General features: G+C 58.2%; 11 protein-coding genes. 4 read left to right on the plus strand and 7 right to left on the minus strand.

The genetic code is table 11. From position 1 onward, the window contains the following. Positions 1-14: 14 nt before the first annotated feature. The 7 genes from mraY to mraZ are packed head-to-tail and all read right to left on the minus strand — an operon-like array spanning position 15 to position 7466. Positions 15-1100, minus strand: coding sequence for a phospho-N-acetylmuramoyl-pentapeptide-transferase (gene mraY / locus IEX44_RS07385; protein ID WP_188691193.1), 1086 nt, complete (start codon positions 1098-1100; stop codon positions 15-17). Positions 1101-1103: 3 nt separating this feature from the next. Continuing rightward, positions 1104-2477, minus strand: coding sequence for a UDP-N-acetylmuramoyl-tripeptide--D-alanyl-D-alanine ligase (locus IEX44_RS07390; protein ID WP_188691195.1), 1374 nt, complete (start codon positions 2475-2477; stop codon positions 1104-1106). Continuing rightward, positions 2477-3958: a UDP-N-acetylmuramoyl-L-alanyl-D-glutamate--2,6-diaminopimelate ligase gene (locus tag IEX44_RS07395; RefSeq protein ID WP_188691197.1), complete on the minus strand. Its 1482-nt coding sequence runs from the start codon at positions 3956-3958 to the stop codon at positions 2477-2479. The genes IEX44_RS07390 and IEX44_RS07395 overlap by 1 nt, the downstream gene beginning before the upstream one ends. A 1-nt stretch (position 3959) precedes the next feature. After that, positions 3960-5801 carry a peptidoglycan D,D-transpeptidase FtsI family protein gene (locus IEX44_RS07400; protein WP_188691200.1) on the minus strand — a complete coding sequence of 614 codons (1842 nt, stop codon included), beginning with the start codon at positions 5799-5801 and terminating at the stop codon, positions 3960-3962. After that, positions 5798-6106: a cell division protein FtsL gene (gene ftsL / locus IEX44_RS07405; RefSeq protein ID WP_188691202.1), complete on the minus strand. Its 309-nt coding sequence runs from the start codon at positions 6104-6106 to the stop codon at positions 5798-5800. Before ftsL ends, IEX44_RS07400 begins: the two co-directional genes overlap by 4 nt. Continuing rightward, positions 6103-7032, minus strand: coding sequence for a 16S rRNA (cytosine(1402)-N(4))-methyltransferase RsmH (gene rsmH, locus IEX44_RS07410; protein WP_188691204.1), 930 nt, complete (start codon positions 7030-7032; stop codon positions 6103-6105). Before rsmH ends, ftsL begins: the two co-directional genes overlap by 4 nt. Next, on the minus strand, positions 7029-7466 hold the full coding sequence (gene mraZ / locus IEX44_RS07415) for a division/cell wall cluster transcriptional repressor MraZ (protein WP_188691207.1): 438 nt from the start codon (positions 7464-7466) through the stop codon (positions 7029-7031). The genes rsmH and mraZ overlap by 4 nt, the downstream gene beginning before the upstream one ends. Before the next feature lie 288 nt (positions 7467-7754). Here mraZ and IEX44_RS07420 point away from each other — a divergent pair, with 288 nt between their 5' ends. The 4 genes from IEX44_RS07420 (at position 7755) to deoC (ending at position 11376) form a co-directional block, all read left to right on the plus strand. Further along, entirely contained in the window at positions 7755-7934 is a 180-nt protein-coding gene (locus IEX44_RS07420; protein WP_188691210.1) for a protein MIGRI, read from the plus strand. A gap of 117 nt (positions 7935-8051) precedes the next feature. Beyond that, complete coding sequence (gene msrP / locus IEX44_RS07425) at positions 8052-8996, plus strand: protein-methionine-sulfoxide reductase catalytic subunit MsrP (RefSeq protein ID WP_188691212.1); 945 nt, start codon at positions 8052-8054, stop codon at positions 8994-8996. 283 nt (positions 8997-9279) lie between these two features. Next, entirely contained in the window at positions 9280-10551 is a 1272-nt protein-coding gene (locus IEX44_RS07430; RefSeq protein ID WP_188691214.1) for a NupC/NupG family nucleoside CNT transporter, read from the plus strand. A gap of 42 nt (positions 10552-10593) precedes the next feature. Beyond that, the gene (gene deoC / locus IEX44_RS07435; protein WP_229678816.1) at positions 10594-11376 is read left to right on the plus strand and encodes a deoxyribose-phosphate aldolase; all 783 of its coding nucleotides are present in this window, start codon (positions 10594-10596) and stop codon (positions 11374-11376) included. Positions 11377-11406 lie beyond the last annotated feature (30 nt).

Consider the following 11406-nt stretch of genomic DNA (forward strand, 5'->3'; position numbering starts at 1 on the left):
CTTGTCCTGTCCTCTTACCGCAATTTCAGTGTGGCCAGGCCCGCCATCACCAACAGCATGGTGATGATCCAGAAGCGCACAACCACCTGCGTTTCTTTCCAGCCCTTGAGTTCATAGTGGTGATGCAGTGGTGCCATACGGAACACACGCTTGCCGGTGAGTTTGAAGCTGGCGACCTGGATCATCACCGAGAGCGCCTCGACCACGAACACACCGCCCATGATCAGCAGGACGATTTCCTGGCGCACGATCACGGCCACGGTACCGAGACCCGCACCCAGTGCCAGCGCGCCCACATCGCCCATAAACACTTCTGCCGGGTAGGCGTTAAACCACAGGAAACCCAGACCCGCGCCCGCCATGGCAGCACAGAAAATCACCAGTTCGCCCGCGCCCGGTACATGCGGAATGCCCAGATATTTAGAGAACACGGCGTTGCCGGCCACGTAGGCAAAAATGCAGAACGCGCCAGAGACAAACACCGTCGGCATGATTGCCAGGCCATCCAGGCCATCAGTCAGGTTCACGGCGTTGGACGTACCCACGATCACGAAGTACGTGAGAATGCAGAAACCCACTGCCCCGAACGGGTAGAGGATTTCCTTGTAGAACGGAATGATGAAACCGGTATGCGACGGCAACTGCCCGGCGTTCACAAGGAACAGACCGGCACCAATGGCGATGACCGACTGGCCAATCATCTTGGCGCGCGCCGACAAACCTTTGGGGTTCTTCAACGCCACTTTCTTGTAGTCATCAATGAAACCGATGACGCCGGTGGCTAGCGTCACGATCAGCGTCAGCCACACGTATTTGTTGTTGAGTTCGCCCCATAGCAAGGTAGTGATGCCAATCGACAGCAAAATCAGCGTGCCGCCCATGGTCGGCGTCCCGGCTTTGACCAGGTGGGTCTGCGGACCATCGTTACGCACAGCCTGACCGACCTTCATCTCGGTCAGCTTGCGGATCACCCATGGGCCCAGCATCCAGGAAATGCCCAGCGAGGTAATCATGGCCAGCACTGCGCGCAACGTGATGTAGTTAAACACGTTGAACGCGCGGATCGATTCGCCCAGCCATTGAGTCAGCAGCAGCAACATGGGTCAGGCATCCTTTTTATTGTTGTTTTCGCCTTGCAGCGCTTTGACCACGCGCTCCATCTGCATGAAGCGCGAGCCCTTCACCAGCACAATGCGCTCTGGTGTCACGGCTTTGTTCAGCGCCGCCAGCAAGTCTTCCAGGCTGGCGTAATGCGCGCTGCCAAACGTGTTGGCAGCGTTAACCATGGCCGTGCCGAGCGTGAACAGCTGTTGCACGCCCTTGTCTTTGGCGTACTGGCCCACTTCGGTATGACGATCAACAATATTGTCGCCACCCAGTTCGCCCATATCGCCCAGGACCAGGATCGACGGTTTGCCGCTGGCTGCGGACATGCCGGTCAGGACGTCGATGGCGGCGCGCATGGAATCGGGGTTGGCGTTGTAGGTGTCGTCGATCAGCACCGCGCCATTGGCTGCGGTTTTGCGTTCCAGCCGGCCCTTGACGCCCTTGTAACTGGCCAGGCCTGCGGCGATCTCTTCCACCGTCAGACCAATCGCAGAAGTGGCAGCGGCGGCGGCCAGCGCATTACGCACGTTGTGCAGACCTGGCACCGGCAACACCATGTGAGTCTCGTCAATGCCGGCGCCCAGAATAAACTGGCTGCCTTCATCGGTTTCATGCACTTCACGGGCGTGGACTTCAGCCGATTTCAGACCAAAGCTGATCTGGCGCTTGCCCATGGCAAGCTGGCTCCACAGCTCTGCGTGCGGGTCATCCGCGTTGATCACGGCGGTGCCGCGATCCTTCAAACCGCCAAAAATCTCACCCTTGGCCCGCGCCACACCTTCTACCGAACCCAGTGCTTCCAGGTGAGCGCGCAGGGCGTTGTTCACCAAGGCCACATCCGGGCTGGCCAGATGGGTCAGGTAGTCGATCTCGCCAAAATGGTTCATGCCCATTTCGACCACGGCATAACGATGCTCCGGCTTCAAACTCAAGAGTGTCAGCGGCACGCCAATGTGGTTGTTCAGATTGCCGCGTGTGGCCAGCACAGCATCGGCACCGGCGTAATGCGCCAGTACGGTGGCGATCATTTCTTTGACTGTGGTTTTGCCATTGCTACCGGTCACGGCGATCACTTTCAGATCGGTCATGCGGTTGCGCCAGAACGCCCCCAACTGCCCCAGTGCGGCCAGCGCATCCGGTACGACAATGCTGGTGCCTGGCACTTCACGCTCAACCAGCACCGCGACTGCGCCTTGCGCCAGGGCGGCAGCGGCGTAGTCGTGACCGTCGAACCGTTCGCCCTTGAGCGCCACATACAAATCGCCCGGCTTGATGTCACGGCTATCCGTGCTGACCCGGCCAAAGACCAGGTCTGCATCGCCAGTGAGCGCGCCGTTCAGGGCCAGCGCAGTTTCGCGCAGGGTGAGCATTATTGCGACTTCCTTTCCAGTGCAGCGCGCGCCTCTTCGACATCGTCGAAGTGATGGCGCACGCCGTTGATTTCCTGATACGTCTCGTGGCCTTTACCGGCAATCAACACCACGTCGTCTGGACCGGCCAGATCAATGGTGTCTTCAATGGCGTGGCGACGGTCCACGCTGATGGCGTAGTTGTGATCGCCCAGGCCATAGACGCCTTCCACGCCTTTGACGATGTCTTCAATGATTTTTTGCGGGCTTTCGGAGCGCGGGTTGTCGCTGGTGACGATAACGTTGTCCGCCAGATCACACGCAATCTTGCCCATGATGGGACGTTTGCCCGGATCCCGGTCGCCGCCACAGCCAAATACGCAGTACAGGCGCTTGCCTTCCGGCATGGCATCGCGCAGGGTGGAAAGCGCTTTTTCGAGCGCATCCGGCGTATGGGCGTAATCGACCACCACCAGCGGCTGTTTACCACCACCCAGGCGTTGCATACGGCCACCGGCGGCTTTGATCTGACCCAGCGCGCGGGCCGCATCCGTCAGTGAAACCCCGGCGGACAACAGCACGCCCAGGGTCGCCAACAGGTTGTACACGTTAAAACGGCCAATCAATTCGCTAACGACGCTGCAGCGGCCTTGCGGGGTGTCGATCTCCAGCGCCAGACCGGCCAGTGAGGCATGTACCGCCACCGCCCGAATGTCACCCTGATCGATCCCGTAGGTGATGACGTTTTTCGCTGTTGTTTCTTCAGCCAGTTTGCGGCCGAATTCGTCATCCACGTTGATGACAGCATTCTTGAGGCCTTCCCACGCGAAGAGCCGAGCCTTTTCGGCGCCATACGCTTCCATGGAACCGTGGTAATCCAGATGGTCACGGGTCAGGTTGGTGAAGACAGCGGTATCGAATGCCACACCATGTACACGTGCTTGTGCCAGACCGTGAGAGGAGACTTCCATCGCAACGTGACTAACACCCTGTTCACGGAATTGGTGAAGCCACTGCTGCACGGCGATCGGGTCCAGTGTGGTGTGGGTGGACGGTTCCAGTGCGCCCCACACACCATTGCCCATCGTACCCAGTACGCCGGTCTTGTTGCCCAGGAGGCTGAATGCCTGACCAAGCCAGTGTGCGATCGAAGTCTTGCCGTTGGTGCCGGTCACGCCTGCAACAAACAGCGTTTGCGATGGGTCACCCAGCAAGTGGGAAGCCACAATACCGGCCTGCGCACGCAATTGCGGGACGGCCAGATTCGGGACAGTCCATTCTGGCTGCCAGGTAAAGTTGTCGCTTTCCCACAAGACTGCGCCAGCACCGGCAGCAATGGCCTTATCTATATAAGTGCGACCATCGGCGTATTCGCCCTGGAATGCCAGGAACACGTCACCCGCGCCGACAAGGCGGCTGTCTGCGCGCACGGGACGGCCGGCAGCGATTGCATCAATGGCAGTCAGGTCGAGCGGCTCAAGAGTCCAGGTTTGTGGCTTCATGTTATTCCCTTGCGTCCGACTCATCGGGCGCGGGCAGAAGGATGTTGTCGGTCGGCGCATCGGGTGGAACGCCCAGCAAGCGCAGACTGCCAGCCATGACATTGCTGAACACCGGGCCCGCAACGGAGCCACCAAAGTGTTTGCCGCCCTGCGGATCATCAATCATCACGGCAATAATCAAACGGGGGTCAGATGCTGGGGCCATACCAATAAATGACGCAACGTACTTGTTCACATACTGGCCGTTTTCCAGTTTGTGAGATGTCCCGGTCTTGCCCGCCACGCGATAACCCACGACACGCGCGGCGACACCGGTACCGCCTGGCTGAACCACGCTTTCCATCATGTCGCGCATTTGCTGGGCGCTTTGCGGGCTGATCACCTGCTTGCCTGGCATGGGAGCTACCAGCTTGGTAAAGGTGATCGGGTGAATCTGGCCATTGTCAGCAAACATCTGGTACGCACGCGCCATCTGCATCAGGCTGACCGAGATGCCGTTACCAAACGCCATGGTGGCTTGTTCGATGGGACGCCAGTTCTTCCAGTTGCGCAGAATACCGCCCGCCTCACCCGGGAAACCGCTGTGGGGCACTTCGCCGAAACCGGCGTTGTGATAGGCGTTCCACATATATTCACGTGGCATCATCAACGAAATGCGCGCTGCGCCAACGTTGGACGATTGCTGGATCACCTGCGCAATCGATAGCACGCCACCGTGGTGGGTGTCGTGAATGGTGGCAGGCCCAATGGCCATGGTCCCGTTAAACGTATCCACACGGCTATTCGGAGTGATCTTGCCCGAGTCCATCACAGCGGAGATGGTGATGGGCTTCATCACCGAACCGGGTTCATAAATATCAGTCAGCGCGCGGTTACGACGGGCAGCCGGGTCAATGCGAGCCCGGCTATTGGGGTTGTATGACGGGGCATTGGCCAGCGCCAGCACTTCGCCGGTGTGGGCATCAAGCACCACAATGCCGCCGCCGACCGCCTTGTTGGATTCCACCGCAGCTTTCAATTCGCGGTAGGCCAGATACTGGATGCGTTTGTCGATGGACAGGGTCAGCGTTTCGCCATCACGCGGCGGCACGATGGTGGAGATGTCTTCCACAATATAACCACGGCGATCGCGAATCACGGTGCGACTCCCTGGCTTGCCAGCCAGCATGCCGTCGCGGGTCAGCTCAAAGCCTTCCTGACCTTTCCCGTCGATATTGGTAAAACCAATGATGTGCGCCATGACTTCCCCGGCGGGGTAGTAACGGCGGTATTCGGTTTGGGCGTAAACGCCCGGGACATTCAGTGCCAGCACGGTTTTAGCGTCAGCGGGCGCCATGCCACGCTTGAGCCAGACAAAGTCAGGGCGAATATCTTCGCCGTTCGGGCCTTTTTTGCTGGCGGCGGTAATCTTGCTGATGATGTCGGCGGGGCTCATACCCAGCACTTTGCCAAGCGATGCCACTTCATCACGCGATACCGGCACCGGATCTTTTTCGTTGGCTGGCTCCCAGTCGTCATCGCGCTTCTGGCCTGGCGGCAGAAGCGTCATGCCGCGCGGGCTGCACCAGATTGATTGCACCGGGGTCGAGATAGCCAGTGGATCACCGTTGCGATCGGTGATCATGCCGCGATTGGCTTCCAGCTTGAGTGTGCGGGTATAGCGCGCGTCACCCTGGCTTTGCAGGAAGGACTCATTGAACGCCTGCAGCCACAGGCCACGCGCCAGCAACACGACGAACAACAACATCAAAACGGTGACAATAGCCCAGACCCGCCACCGCTCAAGCTTGAGCACGTGGACGTAGCGCTGGTGCGGACGCACTGAAGAAATGCGCGCGTTCATTCTTTCAGATCCGCTTTGGTGGCCACGCGGCCGACGGCGGTGCCATCCGGGCCAATGACCTGCGTGCGGGTCGCGCCTGGCATCTGCATGCCAAGACGCTGAGTCGCCTCAGACTCAATCCGCGAGTGCATGGCCCAAGTGCTTTCTTCCAGCTGCAATTGGCCCCACTCCACGTCGAGCTGACGCGCAACCTCTTGTTCTTTCTGCAGTTCTCCGTACGCTTTACGCGCGCGGTGCTGGCTGGTGACGACGGACAAAGCACACACAATGGCGAGGGCCAATAAAAACAGATTGAGGCGGATCACAGCGCCGCCTCCGTTCTTTCCGCCACCCGCAGGATCGCACTTCTGGCCCTGGGGTTCTCCGCCACCTCTGTCTCACTGGCGCGGACCGGTTTGCCAATGATTCTGAGTGGTGGCACCGGCATCTCTGACGCCCTGAGCGGCAGTCTGTCCGGCATGTGTGATTTTGACGCATGCTGCATGAATTGTTTGACGATCCGGTCTTCCAGCGAATGAAAGGCAATGATCGACAAACGCCCACCAGGTTTCAGGCGGGCGAGCGCCTGCGGCAATATCAGCGAGAGCTCTTCAAGCTCCCGATTAATGAAAATCCGTACAGCCTGGAAGGTACGCGTCGCCGGGTCCTGGCCCGGCTCACGGGTACGGACGGCTTTTGCCACGAGCGCGGCAAGTTGCCGTGTACTCGTGAGGGGTTGGTCGCCCCGACCCGCAACAATCGCTGCTGCAACCTGTTTAGCAAACCGCTCTTCGCCATAGTCACGTATCACCTCGGCAATGTCTTTTACATCAGCAGTGTTCAACCACTCGGCAGCAGTCATGCCGCGCGTGGTGTCCATGCGCATATCCAATGGCGCGTCGAAGCGGAAACTGAAGCCGCGACTGCCATCGTCCAGTTGGGGGGAAGAAACACCCAGATCCAGCAGTACGCCATCGACCGTCGAAACACCCAGCTTGTCCAGCGCCTGCGCCAGTTGCGCAAAACCGTCGTGAACAATGGTGAAACGGGGATCGGTGATGGTGCCGGCCTCGGCGATTGCTTGCGGATCCTTGTCAAATGCGATCAAGCGACCCTGGGGACCCAGTTGTGCCAGAATGTGGCGGCTGTGGCCGCCGCGGCCAAAGGTCCCATCGACGTAGACACCGTCGGGCTGGAGGTTGAGACCGTGGACCGCTTCGTCGAGCAGAACCGTGCGATGGATAAAACTCACAGCACGATACCCTGCATTTGCTGGGCCAGTTCGGTCGGGTCGATGGCCAGTACGGACGCAGTTTGTGCGGCCCACTTGACGTCATCCCACAGTTCGAACTTGTTGCCCATGCCCACCAGTGCGACTTCCTTGTCCAGGCCAGCGATCTGACGCAGGCGTGGAGGGATCAGCACGCGACCGGCGCCATCCATTTCGATTTCTTCAGCGTGCCCGACAATCACGCGGCGAATCGCCACCTGCGCGCCAGACAGCTGGTTGAGCTTGTCACGCACGGGAATCCAGTCGGGTTCGGGATAAACCAGCAAACAGCCTGCCGGTTCAACGGTGATGACCAGTTTGCCGGCGCAATGGGCGGACAGCAGTTCGCGATGCCTGGCTGGAATCGCCAAACGCCCTTTGCTGTCGAGATTAAGAGTTGCTACGCCGCCGAACATTGCCTGGTTTTTCCTGGTGAATTCTGGGTAAAAAGGACACTTTCACCCACTTTCTCCCACTTCGCCCCACTATAGAGCAAAAAAAAACGCGCCACAAGGGGCGCTGAGCGATTTTTCCGTTTCTATACAATCACTTATAATGGAGATCACACAAAAATTCCCGTCAAATAAATCCATTAAGTATCAGCATATAAAACACGGTACTTAAAGTAGAACATTAAGTGTGGTCGGATAAGGCCTACACTTTCGGCGGCGATAATCGTCCCTTACTGGCCCAGACAAAAAATCATGCTCTCAGCATTCGTACAGGCCATCCGTGTTCTGGCGCTCCTGTTGGCCGCATGGTGGCTGTGGAGCCGGCTCTTCCCCAAAGCCCGCAAAGAAGTTGATCGCACCATGAATGTCGCGGCCTGCGTGCTCGTCGTGGCTGCTTTTGTGGTGTTCGCTGCGCACTTTTTGCCACACTGACGGTCACACGCCTCACATCACGGCGAACCGGGCGCCGTGCATCCGAAAAGAATTCAACCGCGTAAGAAATCCGGACATAACACGACTCATAGCTTGTGCCACTGTGGGAGAACCTTCATGTCTCGTTTCACGTTTGACGCAGGCATTACGCCTAGCGAGATCACGCCGGAAGATATTTATCGCGATCGCCGCCGCTTTATGGCCGCGGCCGGAACGCTGATGGGCGCCAGCCTGATTCCTGATCTGGCGCTGGCTGCCGCCGCACCCGCCAATGTGTTTGCCGGTAAAGCATCCAGATACAACACGACAGAAACCGAAAACACCTTCGATCAGATCACGCATTACAACAATTACTATGAATTTGGCACGGACAAGACCGACCCGGGTGAAAACGCCGGCTCACTAAAAACGCGGCCGTGGTCAGTGCGTGTGGAAGGCGAATGCCTGAAGCCGCAGACATTTGATATAGATAGTCTGATCAAACTGGCCCCCATGGAAGAACGGATCTACCGCCTGCGTTGCGTGGAAGCGTGGTCCATGGTCATTCCGTGGGAAGGTTTCCCACTTTCAGAGTTGATCAAGCATGTTCAGCCCACTGCCAACGCCAAATATGTCGAGTTCACCTCGCTGGCCGATCCACACCAGATGCCCGGGCTGGCTGAACGCGTGCTCGATTGGCCGTATTCCGAAGGTTTGCGGATGGATGAAGCGATGAATCCACTCACGCTCTTGACGTTTGGCCTGTATGGCAAAGCGCTGCCCAACCAGAATGGCGCGCCGGTGCGTGTGGTGGTGCCGTGGAAATACGGCTTCAAGAGCGCCAAGTCGATCGTGAAGATCCGCCTTGTCAGCAGCCAGCCGGGCACAGCCTGGAACAAGTCGGTGCCCAGCGAATACGGGTTTTATTCCAATGTGAACCCGGAGGTGGATCACCCACGCTGGAGCCAGGCCACCGAGCGTCGTATTGGCGAGTTCTTTCGTCGCAAGACGCTGATGTTCAATGGCTACGGCGATTACGTCGCCGGTCTGTACAAAGGTATGGATCTCAAAAAGTATTACTGAGCCATTACAAGGGCTTGTGGCCATTTTTTGGCACATCCCTGTCGCACCCGGCAACCGCGCTTATGCGCGGTTGTTTGTTTTGGCCTTTCTGTCGTGCCCCAAACCAATTCGCTTATTTTGCTTTTATCTGCCAAAAACAGGATACGCATCAATGCTGGCACGCGCCCGCGCACTCAAATTGATCGGTCTGCTGTTTCCTGGATAACCCGGCCCAATGCCACAAGCAGACAGGCCGGGTGCAAAAGAACAATCTCGATACGCCGTTTCGGGGGTACCTTTCACGATGGATATCATCCGCAGCCTTATTGGCATGCTCGTCTTGCTGTTGATCGCTTTTGCCGTTTCCAACAACCGCCGGCTGATCAAGCCGCGCGTCGTCATCGCCGCCTTGTTGACCCAGATTGCAATTGGCGCGTTCATCCTCTTTGTGCCCGTGGGCAAAGACATTCTTGCCGGTGCGGCTAACGCCGTGAACCACGTGCTTGAATTTGGCAATCACGGCATCGCCTTCATGTTTGGCGGCCTGGTCGACAAAAAGATGTTTGAGCTTTTTGGTGATGGCGGCTTTGTGTTTGCCTTCCGCGTACTGCCTGCGATCATCTTTGTCACCGCGCTGATCTCTGTGCTGTATTACATCGGCGTCATGCGCTGGATTGTGCTCGGGTTGGGGACGGTGTTCCAAAAGCTCATTGGCGTCTCGAAGATCGAATCATTCTCTGCGGCAACCACCATCTTCCTGGGCCAGAGCGAGATGCCGGCGGTGGTCAAACCCTTCGTCAAACAAATGAATGGTCCCGAATTATTTGCGGTGATGTCCAGCGGCATGGCCGCCGTGGCGGGCTCGGTGCTGGCTGGTTATGCCGGGCTGGGCGTGAAAATGGAATACCTGCTGGCCGCCTCCTTCATGGCCATCCCGGGCGGCTTGCTGTTTGCCAAGATTATCTGCCCTTCAACCGGCCCCAGTACGGTTGAGTTCGACAACGTGGGTTTTGACGAACACCGTCCTGCCAACGTGATCGAAGCCGCTGCCTCTGGCGTGCAAGTGGGGTTACAGATTGCCTTCAACGTCGGCGCCATGCTGATTGCTTTTATTGGTTTGATCGCGCTACTGGATGGCATCGTCGGCGGGTTCTTCGGCTGGTTTGGCCACCCGGAACTCACCCTGGAAGCCATTCTGGGCTACGTCTTCTCACCGCTGGCCTGGCTGATTGGTGTCCCCTGGAACCATGCGCAGATTGCCGGCAACTTCCTGGGTCAGAAGATGATCCTGAATGAGTTCGTGGCCTATGTGGGCCTTGCACCCTATTTGAAAGACGCCGCCAGCGTGGCCGCTGCGGGCTTGACGGTGCTCGACCCGAAAACCCTGGCGATTGTGTCGTTTGCCTTGTGTGGCTTTGCCAACTTCTCATCGATTGCCATTCTGGCTGGCGGGTTTTCGGCGGTCGCGCCGGAACGCCGCTCTGAAGTGGCGCGCTATGGTTTGCGCGTCGTGGTCGCCGGGACACTCTCCAATCTGATGAGTGCAACCATTGCCGGTATTTTCTTGTCTTTGTAATCACGGCTTTGTCCGGATTTCTTATTTCAGCCGGAGGCAATCATGACCGACCTGAACCGCAATCATCTGACCGAAGCAGCACTGCGTGCGCTGCATTTGATGGATCTGACCGCGCTCAACGATACCGATACGCACGACACCATCCGCGAGTTGGCCATCACCGCCAACACCCCGTTGGGGACGCCCGCAGCATTGTGTGTCTATGCGCAGTTTGTACGCACTGCCAAAGAAGCCCTCGCCGGGCAAGGACTGAATATCCCGGTGGCGACCGTCACCAACTTCCCGGCTGGCGAAGCCAATCCACAAGCCGCTGCAGGCGAAACAGCAGAAGCGGTACTACTTGGAGCCGACGAAGTCGATGTGGTCTTCCCCTATCGGGCACTGATGGCGGGAGATGAGGAAGTGGGTCACAAGCTGGTCTCGATGTGTCGTACCGCCGTCGGCGACAAGATCCTGAAGGTGATTATCGAGTCTGGTGAACTGACCGCACCGCAATTGATCAAGCGCGCCAGCGAGATCTCCATCCAGGCTGGTGCACATTTCATCAAGACCTCCACCGGCAAAGTGCCCGTCAACGCCACCTTGCAAGCTGCGGAAATCATGCTGGAAGTCATCCGTAAATCTGGCAAGCCGGTTGGCTTCAAGGCGGCAGGCGGTGTGCGTACAGCCACGGAAGCCGCAGCATATCTGGCCCTGGCCGACCGGATCATGGGGCCTGACTGGGCCAGACCAGAGACATTCCGTTTTGGTGCGTCCAGCCTTCTGGGCAACTTGTTGACCACGCTGGGGCAAGACGCTGGCGCCACGCGCAATACTGCGTATTGATCTTAAAGACGGGCGCTGAATGCGCCCGTT

This window comes from Silvimonas amylolytica (assembly GCF_014645555.1).
Classification (GTDB): domain Bacteria; phylum Pseudomonadota; class Gammaproteobacteria; order Burkholderiales; family Chitinibacteraceae; genus Silvimonas; species Silvimonas amylolytica.